At 71.2% G+C, this 17,876-nt stretch carries 16 protein-coding genes and 1 pseudogene; 14 read left to right on the top strand and 3 right to left on the bottom strand.

Going from position 1 to position 17,876, the window contains the following annotated elements; translation table 11 throughout:
* The first annotated feature begins 80 nt into the window (after window positions 1-80).
* Complete coding sequence (locus GUI43_RS11685) at window positions 81-710, top strand: phosphatase PAP2 family protein (protein WP_112586278.1); 630 nt, start codon at window positions 81-83, stop codon at window positions 708-710.
* 34 nt (window positions 711-744) lie between these two features.
* Here the strand turns inward: GUI43_RS11685 and GUI43_RS11680 are convergent, their stop codons facing one another.
* Entirely contained in the window at window positions 745-1,422 is a 678-nt protein-coding gene (locus GUI43_RS11680; RefSeq protein WP_249037722.1) for a prepilin peptidase, read from the bottom strand.
* 797 nt (window positions 1,423-2,219) lie between these two features.
* On the opposite strand from GUI43_RS11680, the gene GUI43_RS11675 reads away from it, so the two are divergent.
* The 12 genes and pseudogenes from GUI43_RS11675 to GUI43_RS11620 all read left to right on the top strand — a co-directional run.
* Window positions 2,220-2,786, top strand: a complete 567-nt coding sequence (locus GUI43_RS11675) for a hypothetical protein (protein ID WP_112603309.1) — start codon at window positions 2,220-2,222, stop codon at window positions 2,784-2,786.
* Window positions 2,780-3,715 (top strand): hypothetical protein, encoded by a 936-nt coding sequence (locus tag GUI43_RS11670; protein ID WP_112586271.1) that lies wholly within the window; start codon window positions 2,780-2,782, stop codon window positions 3,713-3,715. Before GUI43_RS11675 ends, GUI43_RS11670 begins: the two co-directional genes overlap by 7 nt.
* The gene (locus GUI43_RS11665; protein ID WP_112698785.1) at window positions 3,712-4,371 is read left to right on the top strand and encodes an SAF domain-containing protein; all 660 of its coding nucleotides are present in this window, start codon (window positions 3,712-3,714) and stop codon (window positions 4,369-4,371) included. The genes GUI43_RS11670 and GUI43_RS11665 overlap by 4 nt, the downstream gene beginning before the upstream one ends.
* Window positions 4,372-4,373: 2 nt before the next feature.
* A complete protein-coding gene (locus GUI43_RS11660) occupies window positions 4,374-5,174 on the top strand; it encodes a CpaE/TadZ family protein (RefSeq protein ID WP_112586267.1) in 801 nt (266 codons plus the stop codon).
* The gene (locus GUI43_RS11655) at window positions 5,164-6,705 is read left to right on the top strand and encodes a TadA family conjugal transfer-associated ATPase (protein ID WP_112586265.1); all 1,542 of its coding nucleotides are present in this window, start codon (window positions 5,164-5,166) and stop codon (window positions 6,703-6,705) included. The genes GUI43_RS11660 and GUI43_RS11655 overlap by 11 nt, the downstream gene beginning before the upstream one ends.
* A gap of 4 nt (window positions 6,706-6,709) precedes the next feature.
* Window positions 6,710-7,612: a type II secretion system F family protein gene (locus GUI43_RS11650; protein WP_112603335.1), complete on the top strand. Its 903-nt coding sequence runs from the start codon at window positions 6,710-6,712 to the stop codon at window positions 7,610-7,612.
* Window positions 7,613-7,667: 55 nt separating this feature from the next.
* Window positions 7,668-8,540, top strand: coding sequence for a type II secretion system F family protein (locus GUI43_RS11645; protein ID WP_112586263.1), 873 nt, complete (start codon window positions 7,668-7,670; stop codon window positions 8,538-8,540).
* A gap of 25 nt (window positions 8,541-8,565) precedes the next feature.
* Window positions 8,566-8,766, top strand: a complete 201-nt coding sequence (locus tag GUI43_RS11640) for a hypothetical protein (protein ID WP_112698784.1) — start codon at window positions 8,566-8,568, stop codon at window positions 8,764-8,766.
* Between the two features lie 8 nt (window positions 8,767-8,774).
* Window positions 8,775-9,218 (top strand): TadE family protein, encoded by a 444-nt coding sequence (locus GUI43_RS11635; protein ID WP_112698783.1) that lies wholly within the window; start codon window positions 8,775-8,777, stop codon window positions 9,216-9,218.
* On the top strand, window positions 9,215-9,682 hold the full coding sequence (locus GUI43_RS11630; RefSeq protein WP_112586257.1) for a TadE/TadG family type IV pilus assembly protein: 468 nt from the start codon (window positions 9,215-9,217) through the stop codon (window positions 9,680-9,682). The genes GUI43_RS11635 and GUI43_RS11630 overlap by 4 nt, the downstream gene beginning before the upstream one ends.
* On the top strand, window positions 9,679-10,128 hold the full coding sequence (locus GUI43_RS11625) for a pilus assembly protein TadG-related protein (RefSeq protein WP_112698782.1): 450 nt from the start codon (window positions 9,679-9,681) through the stop codon (window positions 10,126-10,128). Before GUI43_RS11630 ends, GUI43_RS11625 begins: the two co-directional genes overlap by 4 nt.
* A 14-nt stretch (window positions 10,129-10,142) precedes the next feature.
* A pseudogene (locus GUI43_RS11620) lies at window positions 10,143-11,126 on the top strand (LysM peptidoglycan-binding domain-containing protein); the annotation flags it as partial.
* Between the two features lie 1,089 nt (window positions 11,127-12,215).
* Here GUI43_RS11620 and GUI43_RS11610 read toward each other — a convergent pair.
* Entirely contained in the window at window positions 12,216-13,070 is an 855-nt protein-coding gene (locus GUI43_RS11610) for a Rieske (2Fe-2S) protein (RefSeq protein WP_112586253.1), read from the bottom strand.
* Window positions 13,071-13,255: 185 nt separating this feature from the next.
* Between GUI43_RS11610 and GUI43_RS11605 the strand changes: the two genes are divergently transcribed.
* Window positions 13,256-14,056: a crotonase/enoyl-CoA hydratase family protein gene (locus GUI43_RS11605; protein WP_112586251.1), complete on the top strand. Its 801-nt coding sequence runs from the start codon at window positions 13,256-13,258 to the stop codon at window positions 14,054-14,056.
* Between the two features lies 1 nt (window position 14,057).
* Here the strand turns inward: GUI43_RS11605 and GUI43_RS11600 are convergent, their stop codons facing one another.
* On the bottom strand, window positions 14,058-17,753 hold the full coding sequence (locus tag GUI43_RS11600; protein ID WP_112698781.1) for a galactose-binding domain-containing protein: 3,696 nt from the start codon (window positions 17,751-17,753) through the stop codon (window positions 14,058-14,060).
* Window positions 17,754-17,876: the final 123 nt, after the last annotated feature.

The following is a 17,876-nucleotide window of genomic DNA, read 5'->3' as shown; positions in this document are numbered from 1 at the left end:
TCGACAGCAGCGATGCCCTCTGGCGCGTTCCTAGGGTGTGCCCAAGGTGAACAGGGTATGAACGTGAAGTGAGGTGATGCATGGTCAACAACGGCAGCACGGACGTTCCGGAGATCAGCGCCGAGTGGTACCGCGACGTCGTCGACGCCGCAGCCGGCAGCCCAGAGCCGGTGCAGTGGTTCGTCGGACACGCCACCGAGGGGGTGATCCTGCTGCTCGGCGCGCTGCTGGTGATGGCCGCGCTGAGCCGCCGGTCCGGCGGCCCGCACGACCGGGCGCTCGCCCTGATCTCGCCGGTGCCGGCCCTCCTGGCGTACGTGGGCAGCGAGTTCTTCAAGACCGTGGTGGACCAGGACCGCCCCTGCCGAACGATCGGTCGGGAGATCATCGCTGGCGCCTGCCCACCGCCGGGCGACTGGTCGTTCCCGAGCAACCACGCCACCATCGCCGGTGCGCTGGCGGTCACCACGCTGCTGCTCTCCCGCCGACTCGGCCTGATCGCGCTGCCCCTGGCCGCGCTCGGCGCCTTCTCCCGGGTCTTCGTGGGCGTGCACTACCCGCACGATGTGATCGCGGGAGTGCTGTTCGGTGCCCTGGTGGCCGTGGTGGTCACCCCGTTGCTGGCCCGCCCGACCAGCGAGGTCCTCCGCCGTCGGGCCAACCGTCCCGACAGCCCGGTCCCCAAACTGGCCAGCCGCTCCCGCCCCTGACCACCGACGCCCCTCGCCGCTCGGGCCGGGCGGGTCAGGTCGCCAGTAGGAGGGCGGCCGTCGTGCCGAGCAGCAGGAACGGGCCGAAGGGCAGGTGGGTGCTCCAGTTGGCACGGCGGGTGGCCAGCAGGCCCAGACTCACCAGGGCGGAGAGCCCGAAGGTGAGCACCAGGCCGAACAGCAGCACCGGCCAGCCGTGCCAGCCGAGCAGCGCGCCGACGCTGAGCGCCAGCTTGGCGTCGCCCAGTCCGAAGCCGCGGCGGCTGAGCAGCAGGGCGGTGCTGGCGAAGAAGAGCGCCAGCCCGGTGCCGCCGATGACGGCTCGCAGCCAGTGCCCCGGGTCGGCGTCGAGCGCGGCCACGCCGAGCAGCAGCCAGGTCCCGGCCGCCGCGGGCACTGTGAGCCGGTCCGGCAACCGGTGCACGGCCAGGTCGACGAGGATCGCCGGGATGGTCCAGCCGAGCCACCAGATCAGCGCCGGCAGCGCCCCGCCCGGCGGACCGGCGAGCGCCAGCAGCAACGCCGCCGCGAGCACGGCCAGCTCGACGGTGGCCGGCGGTTGGCCGACCCGGGCGCGGCAGTGACCGCACCGGGCTGCCGGGCCCAGCGCAGGCCAGGGGCGGGTCAGGCCGACCGGCGCGCCGCAGGCGTCGCAGCCGCTCCGGCTGGGCAGACCCGGGGGTACGGCGTAGCGCAGCGCGGCCAACCGCATCAGCGGGCTGATCGCGAGAATCGCTAACACTGTCGAGACCCGGGTGCGTGTCACCGCCGAGGCGAGGCCCGCCGGTCGTTCGCTCGGCGGAGCAGGCGTTGCCCGGCGGACGGGTTCCGTCGCATCACCTGACGGCGGGGGTGCCGGGCTCCGATCGGGTTGGTCCTCCCGACCGGGGATGGCCGCCGGGGGGCCGGTCAGCGCCATGTCGCCTCCACTGCGGCCAGCTGCCCCCTCGCGATGGTGAACACGGATCGTGATTGAACGCTCGCTGTGGTGTAGCGGATGGCGCGGAAAGCGACCTGCCGACCGGAGCCTGCGCGGGCGCTTTCGACCGCTTCCGAGTCAGGCGCGCCGTTGGACGAGACGGCCCGCCGACAGGGTGCCGATGCCGGCCGAATGCCGGGATGAGACCGCGATGTCCCACTCCCGGGACCGGTGGCGAGACTCCGGTGGACCCATCCGGCCCGAAGGTGCCCCATCAACAACGACAGTTCCCTCGCCCATTGCCCGGGGAGCAGTCTGGACACCCGCCACCACCACCTGTCATCACGCTGAGTGTTCGCTTGAATTGCCTCTGTTGCATCGGCGAGCGTCAGCCTATGCTCGCCCCTTGGGTGTGACGCAAGCCTCACCTTCACCATCGGACGACACAGGACCCCGAATTTGTAGAAGATCCGTAACGGTGAATGCAGAAGCGCAATGAACGGCTCCGGATGTGCTGATCCGGGCGCGCTTCCGCATGCCCGACGGCGGTGAACCGTCACCGCCCCGGGCGACCACGAGGAGGCTCGACGGTGCGCGGACGGCAGCTCAGAAGAGCGGCAATCTGCCTGCTGGTGGGCGTGGCGGCGATGCCGGTCACCGCCTGCGCCAGCGGACGGGAAACGGTCGAACGGCCGACGGAAGTCCGCGACAACGGACCCCAACCCGATTCCGACGTCGAACGACGCGCTGCCGAAAAGGCGGCACTTGACGCGTACTCCGGGTATCTCGCGGCCTCGCGCACGGCGGGTCTACGCAGTGATCCGCGTTCGCCGGAACTGTCCCGGTTCCTCGGTGATCCACTTTTGACCCGGGTTCGGGTGTCCATTCGCGAGGCTAAGGAGCACGGCGCTATGCGTACCGGGACGTTCAAGTCCGACCCGACCGTGACCGCCGTCAGCCTGGACGCGAAGCCGGCAACCGTGGAGATCCAGGACTGCCTGGACACGACCGGCTACCGGCTGGTCTACGCCAAGGACAAGCGCTCGGTCCCGGGCAGCGGTGGCGGCAGACACCTCTCCACCGCCACCGCGACCCGCTATCCCGACGGTCGTTGGCTGATCAACTACGGCGCTACGCACCGGGACCAGCCGTGCTGAGCCGGGCCGCGACAACCCGACGGGCGCTCGCCGGGCTCGCCCTCACGCTCCTGCTGGTAGTCGGTGCGGCCCCGCCGGCCACCGCCGCCCTACGGGCCGACCCGGGAGCGGGCTGCCCACCCGACCAACCCGACTGCAGCGTCTGGGACGACGAACCCGGCAACCCCGGTGATCCTGGAGGCGGCGGGGACAACGGTGGGGGCGGGGACGACGGCGGCGGTGGCGGTGGCGGCGTCTGCCAGTGGAACGGGCGGACCATCCCCTGCTACGACGAGGACCTGGGCTGGTTCAACAACGGCGACGGGTGCTACTACAAGCCGACCGAGGGGCCGGTCGAGCCCCCCGAGGGTGAGCAGTGGTACCTGCAAACCTGCAACGGCGGCGACCTGGGTGCCCAGGACGTGGTGTCGTTGGCCGATCCGCCGGCCGGCTTCGGCGCGCCGCCCAACCCGGAGGAGCTGGCCCGTCGCGCCCTGGCGTCGATCAGTCTGTTGCCCGCCCGGCTGAAGGTGGCACCCCGCAAGAACATCGGCCCCGGCCTGGTCGGCCTGCCCGTGTGGATGTGGGCAACGCCGGGAAGGAACTACTTCGGCCCGATATACGCCGACGAGTCCGACCGGGGTTTGACCGTCTACATCGAAGCGAAGGTCGACCGGATCGTCTGGGACATGGGCAACGGCGAGAAGGTCACCTGCGACGACGCCGGCACCGAGTACAAGGCCACAGGCACGCGGGCGGGTGCCACCTCCCCGGACTGCGGCTACGACGAGGGCTACCCGAAGGCAGACACCTACGACGTCACCGCCACCACGCACTGGACGGTGAGCTGGTGGACCAACAGCGACGCCACAAGGCGGGTGATCCCGCAGACCCGGAGAAGCGGCATCGTGCAGATCAGGATCAACGAACTTCAGGTGGTCACCAGATGAGCCTCGCGACGCGCAACGGGACCCCGTCGGTGGACGCTCCCGTCAACCCGCCCACAGTGGTCCGCCAACGCCGGGTCCGTCCCGGGCTGCTCGGTCTCGCCGTCCTCCTGATCGCGCTGGGCGGGCTGGGCGCGGCCTTCGCGGTCACCTCGGTACGGGCCACCGGCAGCTATCTGGCGGTGGCACGACCGGTGGAGGTGGGCCGGGAGATCAGCGCAGCCGACCTGGTCACCGTGCAGGTCGCCGGCGGCCAGGGGTTGCGCCCGGTGCCCGCCGCACGGCTCGACGAAGTGGTCGGCAAACGGGCTGCGGTCGCCCTGCTTCCGGGCACGCTGCTCACCCTGGGACAGATCACCGACGACCCGCTGCTCGGCCCCGGACAGCAGCAGATCGCGCTCGGCCTGAAGACCGCCCAGGTGCCGGCCCGCGAACTGCACCCCGGCGACAAGGTCCTGCTGGTCAGCACTCCGGACAACGATGCCGACGCAGACGCGGCCGCCGCCGGCACCCGGTTCGCGGCCACCGTCATCGACATGGTCAGCCCGGCCAACGACGACAAGGTCCTGTACCTGGCGCTACCGACACGTGATGTGCCGGCGGTGGTGGCGCTCGCCGCACAGGAACGGCTCGCCGTCGTACTCACCGAGGCGGCCTGAGGATGGCGATCATCGCGCTGGTGTCCGCGAAGGGTTCGCCCGGCGTCACCACCTCGGCGCTGGCCTGTGCGCTGGCCTGGCACCGGCGGCTGGTGGTCGCCGAATGTGACCCGGCCGGCGGCTCGATCCTCGCCGGATACCTCGGCGGTCAGCTGGACGGCCCGCGCGGCATCGGAGAGCTGGCCGTCGGCGAGTTGCGCGACGGCAACCTGGAGACCGCGTTCTGGTCCCAGTTGGTCGACCTGGACGCCCCCCGCCGGGAACGGCTGCTGCTGCCCGGCCTCGTCGACCCGGCCCAGAGCGGCAGCGTCACCCCGCTCTGGCAACGCTTCGCCGACTACTTCGACGCCCTCGACCGCGGCACCCCCGGCTACGACGTCCTTGTCGACTGTGGTCGGCTGCACGTGACCGGGCCTCCGTGGCCGGTGCTGCGGGCCGCCTCAGTGGTGCTGTTGGTGACCCGGGCGAACCTGCCGGACCTCTCCGGCACCCGCGCTGTGGTCACCGCGATCGAACGGGACTTCGCCGAGCACAGGGTGCCCCCGGGCACCCTGCGGCTGCTGCTGGTCGGCGATGGGCACGGGCGGGCCGAGATCAGTCGTGCCCTGAAACTGCCGGTCATCGCACGGCTGCCGCACGATCCGCGTACCGCCGGGGTGCTCGCCCTGGGCGGGACCGTGCGGGCCGGTCGGCCGCTGATGCGCGCGGCGGCCGCGCTGGAGGTCCCGATCGGGGCGCTCCTGGAGCGGCGACGGGCCCGGTTGGCGTGGCCCGTGCAGCAGGGGGTGCCGGATGCGGTTTGAGCCGGTCTCCACCGATCCGCGCCAGCAGCCACCGGCCGTGACCTCCACCGCGCCGCCCCTGGCCGTGCCGAACGGCCGGCACCACCAGTCCGGGCCGCAGCCGCAGTCGACGCCCGCGGCCAGCCCGCCGCCGGAGTCGCCGCCCCGGGCCCGGATGGACTTCCAGGTGGTCCGGGAGCTGCGCCGGGAACTCACCGAACGTCTCACCCTCTGGCAGCGCGGCCGGGAGTTCACAGTCGACGAGGAGGACACCGAGCGGGCCCGACTCGCCGTCACTGTGGTCGCCGCGTACGCGGACTCGGTGCGCCGGGCCGGCACGCCGATGGCCGCCGGCGATGAACGCCTGCTGCTCGACCAGGTGACCGCCGAGCTGGTCGGGCTCGGCCGGCTACAGACGCTGCTGGTCGACGACACCATCGAGGAGGTGCACATACTCGGCTGCGACCAGGTACGCATCACCCGGCACGGCGGTGGGGTGGACTGGGCCGAGCCGATCGCCGACAGCGACGCCGAGTTGGTGGAGATCCTTCAGGCGGCGGCCCGTCGGGCGGGCGCGACCGAGCGGTCCCTCTCGACAGTGAAGCCCACCCTCGACCTGCAACTGCCCGACGGCAGCCGGCTGGCAGCGGTGTTCCTGGTCAGCCACCGCCCGTACGCGGTGATCCGCAAGCACAACACCCTGGACGTGAGCCTCGACGACCTCGCGGGCGCCCGAGGTGACCTGGACGAGATGATCGATCCGCTGCTGCGCGACTTCCTCCGCGCGGCGATGCGCGCCGGTCTGAACATCATGGTCGCCGGGTTGGCTGGCGCCGGAAAGACCACTGTCATCAGGGCGCTGATGAACGAGATCCCGCCCGACGAGCCGTACGTGCTGCTGGAGGAGAGTCGGGAGCTGCTCCCGGCCCGCCGCCGGGAGCGGCACCGGGCGGTGATGAGCTTCGAAGCCCGGGAGGGTCACGGCGAGCGTGGCTTCGACGGCCGCCCAGCCGGTGAGGTGACCATCGCCGACCTGATCCCACTGTCGCTGCGGATGGGGGTCCTGCGGATCATCGTGGGCGAGGTTCGGTCCCGGGAGATCGTGCCGATGCTCCAGGCGATGACCACCAGTCGGGGATCGATGTGCACCATCCACGCCCGTACCGCGGCCGGTGTGGGTGAACGGATCGTCGAGCTGGCCCTGGCGCACGGCCGCGAGATGACCGTTGACCAGGCTCGTCGGATGGCCGGCAACGCGCTCGACCTGATCGTCTACGTCACCATCGAGGACGAGACGGCGATCGGCGGGCGGAAGCACCGGTTCGTCTCGCATGTGGAGGAGGTGATCGGGGCCGGCGAGGCCGGTCGGATCACCACCACCACTGTCTTCGGGCCGGGCCCGGACGGTCGTGCGGTCCCCCGGCACCTGCCGGAGCGGGTCCGCGACCAGTTGCTGCGGGTGGGTTACGACGCGCGGCTGCTGACCCGGTGGGTCGAGGCCGGTGCCGGTGCCTGGCGGCGGCCTCGGCAGACCCGACTGGCCCGGCGGTGATCTGATGCTCGACAGCCTGGAACTGATCGCGGTGGTCTCCGGCGCCGCCTGTGTGGCCGGGCTGCTGCTGGCCGTGGTCGCGCTGGTCGGCACCCGTCGACCCCCCGGGCCGCGGCCGGGCAGCGGGCCGGGGCTGAGCCGACTGTGGCGCGGGCCGGGCAGCACTCCGACCGAGCACCGGGCCTATCAGGCGCTGCTGGTGGCCGCGCTGGCCGCCGGCGCGTTGGCGTTCCTGCTGACCGGGTTGCCGGTGGTGGGCCTGCTGGTGGCGGTGGCGGTGCCCGGCACCCCGTGGCTCTTCGGGGTGGGCAAGGCCGAACAGCGGGCGATCGCCCGGATCGAGGCGGTCGGCGAGTGGACCCGCCGACTCAAGGACGTCTCCGGCACCGGGCAGGGCCTCCAACAGGCGATCATCGGCACGATCGGCAGCGTGCCACCCGGCGTCGAGGACGAGGTACGGCTGCTCGCGGCCCGTCTCCAGGCCGGCTGGATGGCCCGTTCCGCGCTGCTGGCGTTCGCCGACGAGATCGCCGACCCGGTCTGCGACCAGGTGGTCGCGGCGCTGATCCTGCACCTGTCGGACCGGGGTGAGCGGCTGGGTGACGTGCTCGGTTCGATCGCCGGCGCTGCGTCCGCGGAGGTGGCGACCCGTCGGGAGATCGAGGCCAAGCGCACCCAGCCCCGGTTCGCGGTCCGCTTCCTCACCGGGATGACGCTGGCGACCCTGGCGTACGGGCTGATCAACACCGAGTACATCAGGCCGTACGGCACACCGGTGGGTCAGCTGGTGATGGCCGCCCTCGGTGCCGCCTTCATCGGCCTGCTGGCCTGGGTTCGGTCGATGAGCCAGCCGCAACGGCCGGCCCGGTTCCTGCCGGCGCCCAACCCCAGCGAGGTGATCGCGTGAGCGCGAGGAGCGCAGCGCGGCGGAGGCCCGCAGTCGCGAACGAAAGGCGGCTCCCATGATCGTGAACTGGCAGTTTGCCCTCGCGGTCTGCGGTGGCGCCGGGATCGGTCTGGGTGTGTTCCTGGTCGTCCGGGAGTTGGTGCCGGCGACACCGGCGCTCGGGCCTGCGCTGCGCCGACTGCATCAGCCGCCGGGCACCGGCCAGGTGGCCACGGCCGCGTCCCGGCGGCTTGACTGGCTGACCGGGATGTCCCGCTGGTTGCGGCCGCCGCAGATGCAGCTCGCCCTGATCGGTCAGACCTCCGAGCAGTACGCGTTGTCGGTGCTGCTCTCCGCGCTGATCGGGTTGGCCACGCCGACAGTGCTCGGGGTGGTGCTGTGGGTGCTCGGCATCCCGTTTCCCCTGGTCGTGCCGGTGCTGGGCAGCCTCGGCCTGGCGCTGCTGGCCGGCCTGATGGCGCACCGCGCCGTGCTGACCAGGGCCAACGCCGCCCGCGACGAGTTCCGCCAGGCCGTCTGCACCTACCTCGACCTGGTGGCGTTGCAACTCTCGGCGGCGCACGGGCCGGTGCAGTCGCTGGAGCGGGCGGCGGCGGTCTGCGACGGTTGGGTGTTCGACCGGCTCCAGGAGTCGCTGCGGATCGCCCAGATGCAGATGCACGCGCCCTGGGACGAACTGCGCGACCTCGCCGACAAGATCGGCATTCCGGAGTTGGGCGACGTCGGCGCGATCATGCGGTCCTCCGGCAGCGAGGGCGCGCAGGTGCACGAGACGCTGCGCAGCCGGGCCGACTCGCTGCGCGACCAGATCCGCACCGACAACCTCGCCCGCGCCGAAGGGGTGACCAGCAAGCTCGACATCCCGGGCGCGCTGCTCGTCTTCGTGCTGCTCGGGTTCGTCCTCTATCCGTTCATCGCCCGTGTCTGACCCCTCCCCCTTGAAGGAGAACGCCATGTCCATCCTCAGCTATCTGCACGTCGTGGTGACGACGCGCCTGGCCGAACTGCACCGTGACAGTGAGCGCGGCGACAGCCCGGTGCCCACCGCGGTGATCATCGCCGGCCTGGTCGCCGTCGCCATGGCCGTCACCGCTGCGGCCCTGATCAAGGCCAACAACTGGATGACCGGCATCCCGGATTACACGAAGCCGTAGTAGCCGGCATGAGTCGACAGGCGTTCCCGAGGCGGCACCGGGCGGTCACCGCCGCCCGGCGCCACCTCGCGGCCGGCGACCGCGAGCGGGGTGCCAACCCGGTGGAACTGGCGGTGATGATGCCCCTGATCCTGGTACTGCTCTTCGCCTCGATCCAGGTCGCGGCCGTCTTCCTCGCCCGATCCACCGCCCTGAACGCCGCGCAGAGTGGCGTGAACGCGCAGCGGACGTACCAGGCGAGCGACGGCGCCGGGGTGGACAGCACCTCCCGCTTCCTGAGGGCCTCCGGCGGTTGGCTGGTGGGCTGGGACAGGTCCGGTCCGACCTGCGTGACCACCACGACCGACGTGACCTGCACGGTGAGCGGCCGGTCCCTGTCCGTGGTGCCGGGCGTGGACTTCGCAATACAGCAGACTGCCCACGGAACGGTGGAGAGGGTGACCCCGCCATGACCCGTACCGCCGAGCGGGGCTCGGTCTCCATCGAGGTGGCGGTGCTCGCGCCCGCCTTCATCGCGCTGATGGTGCTGGCCGGCGTGGTCGGGCGCAGCGCGGTTGCCGCGGAGGCGCTCGAAGCGGCCGCGCACGACGCCGCCCGGGCCGCCTCGATCTCCCGGAACTCCGACGTCGCCAAAGAAGAGGCGCGGGAGGCTGCCCAGAAACAGCTGGACTGGCACGGCCTGGCCTGCGCCAACGGCCTGGACCCGGAATTCACCGGCAAGTCGCCCGGCAATGAGTCGAGCTTCGACAAAGCCTTCAGCAGCACAGTCGGTACGAACGCCACGGTGACGGTGACGATCAGCTGCCGCGTGTCCTTCAAGGACATCACCCTCGACATCCTGCCCGGGATGGAGAGTGAACGGCTGATCTCCGCGCAGTTCACCTCCCCACTTGACCGTTACCGGAGTCGGCAATGACGGCCACCACGTCGGCTGCCCGGCCCTCGCTGGCAGGTGAGCACGGCCGGGTGAGCATCTTCCTCGCGGTGACGATGGTCGGCGTACTGGCCATCATCGGCCTCTCCTTCGACGCCGCCGGGCAGCTCCGCACCCTGCAACGCGCCCAGAACCTGGCCGCCGAGGCGGCCCGGGCCGGCGGTCAGGCCATCGACCGGGCCACCGCCATCGAGGGCGGGCCGAAGCGGATCAATGAGCCGGAGGCGCGCGATGCGGTCGCCAACTACCTGGACGACGTGGACACCGCCAGCCACACCGTGAACTTCCCCGAGGTCGACGGGGAAACCCTGATCCGGGTGACCGTCTCCATCACCTACCACCGCTCGATGGTCGGACCGTTCGTCCAGGAGAAGACGGTCACCGTCACCGGCGAGGCGACCGCGCGTGCCATCACCGCAACACCGTAGGAAGGAAGGCAGCCATGCCCGTATCGGGTGGGTCCGTCGTACGGCGGACCGGACGGATCCTCACCGGCATCGGCGCGCTGGCCGTGCTCCTGGTGCTGCTGGTCGGCGCGCCGATCGCGCTGCTCGCCTTCGCCGGTAACCCTCTGCCCGATCACCTCCCCACGATCAGCGAGGTCGGCACCGCGCTGACCAGCCGGGACGACGGTCAGCTCTTCCTGCGGGCGTTGGCTGTGGCCGGTTGGTTCGGCTGGGCCACGTTCGCCTTCTCCGTCCTCGTCGAGTTGGGTGCCCAGACCCTGCGCCGGCCGGCGCCGAGACTGCCCGGGATGGGCCGCCAGCAGAAGGCCGCCGCTGCGCTGGTCGGCTCGGTCGCGCTGATCCTGGTGGCCAGCCCGGCCGCCGCCAGCGCCGCGGCGGTCTACGGAACTCCGGTGTACGCGAGTCCGAGCGCAACGGCCGTCACCACCATGGCCGCGCCGACCCGCGCCGTGACGACACCGGACACGGCCGCGCCGGTGTACCGGGTGGCACGGGGCGACTACCTCGGAGAGGTGGCCGAGCGGTACCTGGACGAGTTCGGGGACTACCGACAGCTCGCCAAGCTGAACAAGCTCGACGACCCGGACCAGATCCGCCCCGGCCAACTGCTCCGACTGCCCACCGAGGCCGCCGACCAAGGGGCCCGGCGGCACGCCACCGGTCGGCTCGTCGACCGGCCCGCAGCGCCGAAGCCACCCGCGCCCCGGCCGGCGCCCGAGCGCGCCGCACCGCCGCGGGTGGCCCCGGCACCACCCAGTGGTACGGAGTCAGCGGGCCAACCACCAGCGATGACGGTCGGTGCAGCCCGGGCCGGTGCCGCCGATGGGGTGAACCGTCCGCTGGCGGTCTCCGCCGTACTGGCGGTGGCGAGCATCGTCGGCGCCCAGATCGGCGCGGTCCTGGGGCTGCGCCGCCGTCCAGCCACCGCCGGGGCGGCTCCCCGACTGGCGGCGCCCTCCCGCACATCCCGGGGCGGCGCGGGCCGAAGCAGCGGAGGCGCGGGCCGAAGCGGCGGCGCAGGCCGAAGCAGCGACGGCGCAGGCCGAAGCAGCGACGGCGCAGGCCGAAGCAGCGACGGCGCAGGCCGAAGCAGCGGCGCGGGCCAAGGCAGCAGCGGCGCGGGCCGGCGGGGCAGTGGTGGGGCGGCCGGGAGCGGTGCCGCCTGGGCTGCCAGCCGGGCGGCGGCGGCCATCGAAGCGCCGGCGACACCGCACGGCGGCGGGGCGCCGGGCGGGAACGACTTCGCACCTCGCAGCGGCGGAATGACATCCACCGGCAGTGGGGCGGCACCTACCGGTAGCGGGGCAGCACCAACAAGCAGTGTGGCGGCACCCGCCGGAAGCGGAATGGCTTTCCCTGGCAGCACGGCGTTCCCGGGCAGCGGGATGGCTCTCTCCGGCGGCACGGCACCCCCCGGCGGCGGAATGGCGACCGCCGGCCCCGGGGGCTGGAGTGGTGACGACGGCTGGGCCGATGCTGGTGGTGAGGGCGGGCTGTTCGACGGCGGGCACGGCCTCGACTCCGTACCGGACGGTCCGCCGGTCGGCCGACACCGACGCACCTGAGCGGGCCCGCACGACCTGTTTTCTGCGCCGCCCTGCGGAGGCTCCGCAAACTCAGGCAGGGTCATGCCGGGTGCCAGGCCGGCGACTCGGCTGGCCATCGAATGCCGGACCGGTTCCTCCAGGTCGCGCCGATTCGCGGCCGCGACGGTCTGGTCACGCCGCCTAACGGGAGCGGCCGGGGCAATGTCTCGGAGAGCGATATACCTGTGAGTCATAAAAATGACTCACAGGTATGAGCGTCGAGGACGTACTGCCTCCGAGGTGCGGAGCATCTGCGCCGGGATGGCACAGCGCGACGCGGGATGGCAAACAGCGACGCGGGATGGCAAACAGCGACGCCGAAGGCACCGCAGGCCGGTCAGGATGGGCCGGTCAGGGCAGGCAGTCGGGGCAGGCCGGTCAGGGCAGGCCTGTCACGGCAGGCGGGTCACGGCAGGCGGGTCAAGGCAGGCGGGTCAAGGCAGGCGGGTCAAGGCTGGCGGGTCAAGGCAGGCGGGTCTGGAGCACGCCGTTCTGGATCCGGGTGGGCAGGATCTGCTGGTCGTTGCCGGACGGCCCCTGCACGACCTCACCGCCGTTGAGCCGGAAGGCGCTGCCGTGCCACGGGCAGACCACGCAGGCGTGCCCGTCGATCTCCTGCACCTCACCCTCGCCGAGCGGCCCGCTCTGGTGCGGGCAGCGCTCCAACATCACGGTCACCTCGTCACCGTGCCGGTAGAGGATCACCGAGATGTCGTCGTCCACCTCTCGGGTGATCAGGGTGCGTTGCGGCAGCGTGGCCATGTCGGCCAGCGAGTGCCAGCCATCGGTCATCCGGTGCAGCTCGGAGATGCTCTGGTTGACCTGCGCCCCCTGCTTGTACGCCAGGTGACCCCCGATGTACGCGCCAAGGCTCACCGTGGAGAGCCCGAGGAAGCCGAGGGCGCGACCCATGCCGTGGCGGCCGGACAGCCGGGCGGCCAACGAGCCGGCGTAGAGCGTCATGCCGACGGTGTTGGCGGCGGCGTGCACCAGGCCGACCCGGCGCTGGTCTCGGGCGAGTGCTGCCCAGTCGTTCAGACCGGCGACCGCCGCTGGCAGTGCGCTGACGGTGCCCAGACCGACCAGCACGGTGGCGGGCCGGCGCTGCCCGGGCATGAGGTCCAGCACCGCGGCGCTGATCCATGCGCCGACCGGCACCTGCACCATCGCCGGGTGCAGCGGATGCCCGAGGGTCACCCCGTGCAGCAGGTCGCGTAACCGGCGTGGACGCAGCGTCCCAAGGACGACCTTCTGCAACCGGTCACCCGCGCGGTCCAGCCGGGAGTCCTGCTCAACTTTCGTCAAAAGTGCTCGCACGAGTACCGACTTCCCGGCGATCGCCGTCGCAAACCGGTCGGCCGCGACAAACCTGCCGCACCACTCACGCCGCCGATCTTGTAGTTTCTGCTCCGACAATCCCGGACAACAGCCGCGAACCGGCAACTGGAAGTGCAAGATCGACGGGGATTGTGGGGGTGGGGCGGGCCCGGCATGCTGGCGGGATGGGTGTGCGGGTGGAGCGGGTCGGGGCGGTCACCACGGTGGTGTTGGACCGGGCGGACGTTCGGAACGCCGTGGATGGTCCTACGGCTCGGGCGCTGGCCGACGCGTTCCGGGCCTTCGACGCCGACCCGGACTCTTCGGTGGCCGTGCTCTGGGGTGCCGGTGGCACGTTCTGCGCCGGCGCCGACCTCAAGGCGATCGGCACACCGAGCGGCAACCGGGTCGAGCCGGAGGGGGACGGCCCGATGGGTCCGACCCGGATGACGCTCAGCAAACCCGTGATCGCGGCGATCTCCGGGTACGCGGTGGCGGGCGGGCTCGAACTGGCGCTCTGGTGTGACCTCCGGGTCGCCGAGTCCGACGCGACACTCGGGGTGTTCTGCCGCCGCTGGGGAGTGCCGCTGATCGACGGTGGCACCGTCCGGCTGCCCCGGTTGATCGGCGAGAGTCGGGCCATGGACCTGATCCTCACCGGCCGCCCGGTGCCGGCCGACGAGGCGTACACGATGGGGTTGGTCAATCGGTTGGTGCCACCCGGCCAGGCGCGGGCCGCGGCCGAGGAGTTGGCGGCGGCGATCGCCCGGCACCCGCAGACCTGCCTGCGCAACGACCGGGCGGCGCTGCTGGCCGGCGCGGGGCGAGGAGAGCCGGAGGCGCTGGCGATCGAGTTGGCGTACGGGATGGACTCGCTGGTCACGGACGCGGCGGCGGGCGCGGCCCGGTTCGCGGCGGGCGAGGGCCGACACGGCGCGACGCCGCCGGGAGGGGTACACCCCCCGACGGCGTCGGCTACCGACTAGCTCAGTTGCGGTTGATGGTGAAGGTTGTCGTGGGGTTCTGGATGTCCACCGCGTTGTTGCTCAACCGGAGGTTGTTGAAAGTGACCGACCCGACGGCCGGCCCCTGCCCGGCCTCCGGCATCGGGTTCGCCCAGATGGCGAAGCCGGACTTCGCGTCGTAGGCGTCCCCGCTCTTCCGGGCGCCGCTGATGGAGATGTTCGTGAAGACCGTGTCGGTGATCGGGTTCTGCGGCTGCCCGCCGACGTAGTTGGTCTGGAACATGATGCCGCTGTACGTCGGATCGATGATGTCGACGTCGCTGACCCGGATGCCCTGGAACACCTTCGAGGCGGAGAAGACCCAGATCGCCGGGAAGGTCTGCGAGCCCCAGAAATGCCCACCGGCCCGCACTATCGAGATGTTCTCGAACCGGGTGGGCGGGCTGGCACCGAAGCCGTTCATCGGATAGCCGAAGTCGAGCGAGCTGATGGTGATGCCCGAGTAGACCAGCGTGTCCGCGATGTAGATGTTGCGGAACGTGTTGCCGTAGCCGCCGTACACGGCGACACCGGCGGCCCGCCAGGTCAGGGTCGAGGTCAGGTTCTCGTAGACGTTGTCCTTCATGTCGGCGCCGCCCGCGTCGATGGCGGAGAACAGCGCGAAGCTGTCGTCGCCGGTGGCCCGGGCGTCGTTGTTGCTGACCAGGTTGTTGGTGCTCCCGTTGGTCATGTTGATGCCGTCGGCGAACATGTTCCGGATCCGGGAGTTCTTGATGGTCATGTAGTCGGTGTTCGCGCCCCAGTAGAGGCACACCATGTGCTCGTTCCAGATGTTGTCGATCACGATGTTCGACACGTTGGAGAAGTCGAACACCTTGCCCGGACCGTCGATCCGCGAGGTGTAGTTGCCGAAGTACGCGAAGTTCTTGAACGACGAGTTGGCCGCCGAGTTCTCGGCCCGGAAGCCGATGTCGGTGTTGTCCTGGCCCGACGGCGCGTTGAACCTGGTGTACCAGGGGCCGGCGCCGGTCACCTGGACCGCCTTGCCGTACACCTGGAACTTCGACGAGGTGGAGTAGTTACCGGCCGGCAGGTACACCCCGATCAGGTTGCCGGTGCTGTCCATCCGCACCCGGTCCAGGGCGTTCTGCACGTCCTGGTGGGTGAAGCCGGTCGGCGTGGTGTAGCGCGCCGGGTCCGGGTTGGCGATCGGCGCCACCTGCTCCGTGTTGATGAAGTCGATGGCGTACGTGGTGGTGTTGGCCGGGTCCTTCTGAAGGCGGATCTTGCTGCCGGCCGGAACCGTGGAGTTGAGCATGACGTTGGCTTCGTCGTAGATGTGCCGCGGACCGCCCGCGCTCGGCGAGTTGCCCGGGCTGGTCTCGTTGCCGTACAGCCAGGCGTAGCGGGACGTCAGGTCGATGGCCTTGTGGAACGTGCCATTGACGTAGACGTTCAGCGTCGAGTTGATCCCGCCACCGCCGGCGGCGTCCGGGATGGAGAAGCGGGTGACCAGCGTGTTGGTGCTGGCCCGAGTGGTGAACTCGACGTAGCTGCCGTTCGAGTTGAGGGTCACCGCCCGCCGACCGGACGCCTCACCGGCCAGGTCGCCGACCTCCCGGTTCGGTCCGACGACGGCGGCGCCGCCGCCGATCACGCCGTCCTCAGCCTCGTACATGTCGTACGGCATGTTGGCGCCGCGCCCCACGAAGAGCGGCCGGTCACTCGTGTTGTTGGCCTGCTTCACCGGCAGTTCGTTGCCGTCGACGGCGAGCACCACCCGGACTGTGTACTTGCCGTTCGCGGCGGTCCAGGTGCCCAGGCTGATCGGGCCGACAGTCGCGCCGGCGTTGATCACGCCGGAGTACGAGCCGGTCAGGGTACGGACCACGGTGCCGGACTCGTTGAGCACGGTCAGGGTGATGCCGTGCGCACCCGAGGCGGAAGCCTGGTTGCCGGCGTTGCGGATGGACACGGAGAAGGTCACCGTGTTGCCCGCCGACGGGTTGCCCGGCGACCAGGCGACCGCCGAGGCGACCAGGTCGGAGCTGGCGACCGCGGCGACGACCAGTGGGCTGGGGTTCGTGTAGCTGTTGTTGGTGTCGTCCTGCTCGACGACGGTGTTCGACTCGTCGACCTTGGCGCTGAGCGGGTAGCTGCCCGAGTCCCTGGTGCCGATGCTGGCGCTGACAGTGGTCGAGGCGCCGGCCGCGAGACCGCCGACCGAGGCGGTGCCGACCCGGGTGGAGCCAAGGTAGAAGTTGACGTTGGTCGCGCCGGAGGCCGACGAGCCCGCGTTACGCACCGTCGCGGAGAGCGTGATGGTGCTGGTCTCCACGGGTGCGGACGGGCTGAACGACATGCCGGTCACGGTCAGGTCCGGGTTCGGCGCCGGGGTGCCGAAGACCTGGAACTCGGCCACCTGACCGGCCGGAGCGCCGGTGTTCGAGGCGATCGAGAGGCGTACGTCGGCCGCCGCACCGGAGACCGGGATGGTCACCGTGTTGCCGCTGCCCGGGTTGAAGGTGTAGTTCGCCGCGCCGACCAGGGTGGTGAAGCTCGACGAGCCCTGGTCCCGGCCGAGCACCGTGATGTTCTGGGTACGCGCGCCCCACGCCGAGTCCGGGTTGAGTTTCACGACGACCTGGCTGAGGCTGGCGTTCGCGCCGAGCTGCACGGTCAGCGTGCTCGGGTTGCCGTTGCCCTCCCAGTAGGTGGCCACGTTGTTGTCGTTGGCGTTGGTGGCCACGAACGTGTGCACGAACCCGGAGGCGGTGATCGGCTTACCGACCGCCAGGTTGCTCCCGGTGGGCGGGTTGCCGGTGCCGGTGCGGGTCACCGTGTTGCTGTTCGCCGACTGGTTGCCGGCCGCGTCCTTGGCCCGCACGTAGTACGACACCGTGGCGGTGGCCGCCTGACTGTCGGTGTACGTGAGCGTCGAGCCGTTGACGCTGCCGCGCAGCGCACCGTTGGCGTAGACGTCGTAGCCGGTCACCCCGACGTTGTCGGTGGACGCCGACCAGGTGAGCCGGATCTGCCCGCTGGCCGGCTGGGTGTAGGCCAGGTTGCCCGGGACGCTGGGCGCCTGGGTGTCGGTGCTGCCGGTGGCGCCGTAGACCTCGACCTCGGAGAGCTGCGCCGCCGGCCAGCCGGTGTTGCCGGTGACCTGCACGCGTACGTAGCGGGTGCTGGCGGCGGTGAAGCTGACGGTCGCGGTGTTGCCGCTGCTCGGGTTGAAGGTGTAGCCGGCGGACGCCTTCAGTGTGGTGAAGGACGAGCCGTTGGTCGAACCGAGAATCGACAGCGTCTGGGTACGGGTCTGCCAGTCGGCAGCGGGCGGCAGCTTGAGCACCACCCGGTCCACGCTGACGGTGGCGCCCAGGTCCGCCTGGATCCACTGCGGGAACGCGTTGTTGGCGCTCTCCCAGTAGGTCGAGGCGTTGCCGTCGTTGGCGTTGCCCGCCACGTAGTTCTGGTTGTAGCTGCTGGCGGTCATGGTGGCGGAGAGCCCGGCGAGCATGGCCACCCGGGCGGCGGCCGCGGACGGGTCGGCCGCCGGTGCCGCGCTCGCCATGGGGGTGACGACCGGGGCGGTGGCGAGGAGCATCCCGGCGAGCGCGCCGGCGAGGAGCCGCCGGTGGCCGGTTCGGGCGGTGCGGGGGACGGTGGTGGGCGCGCCGGTTGGCGGCGTGCCTCGTCTGGTGCCGGTCCTGGACATGGGGTCGCTACACCTCTTTCGGGGGTGGGTGTTGGTGCGTTGCCCGGTGACGGGTGCAGGGGTACGCCCGTCGTTCCGCGACAGGTGGGGGACGGTGCGGGTTGGGGACGGGGTCGGACGGCT

The organism is Micromonospora noduli, from assembly GCF_003264365.1.
Taxonomy (GTDB): Bacteria; Actinomycetota; Actinomycetes; order Mycobacteriales; family Micromonosporaceae; genus Micromonospora; species Micromonospora noduli.
The sequence above is the reverse complement of the archived record's forward strand: the minus strand, read 5'-3'. Positions and strand labels throughout refer to the sequence as shown.